A 207-nucleotide genomic window follows, 5' to 3' on the forward strand; every position below is an offset into this window, starting at 1 on the left:
TTGAGGGTCGCGGGCTTGATGGACGCGTTGTCGTGTTCTGCAATTACCAGTGCGGTCATTTCCATCAACTCCTTAGATTACCTTGGCTTCGTTCTTCAGCTTGTCGACCAGGGCGGCCACATCGGCCACCTTGACACCGGCGCCGCGCTTGGCGGGCTCGGTGACCTTGAGGGTCTTGAGGCGCGGCGTGACGTCCACACCCAGCTC

General features: G+C 60.9%; 1 pseudogene. It reads right to left on the reverse strand.

The features are described from left to right. Nucleotides 1–72: 72 nt before the first annotated feature. Nucleotides 73–207, reverse strand: a pseudogene (locus tag N0K08_RS23220) (electron transfer flavoprotein subunit beta/FixA family protein); the annotation flags it as partial.

The organism is Acidovorax bellezanensis (assembly GCF_025421555.1).
In the GTDB taxonomy this organism is placed as follows: Bacteria; Pseudomonadota; Gammaproteobacteria; order Burkholderiales; family Burkholderiaceae_C; genus Comamonas; species Comamonas bellezanensis.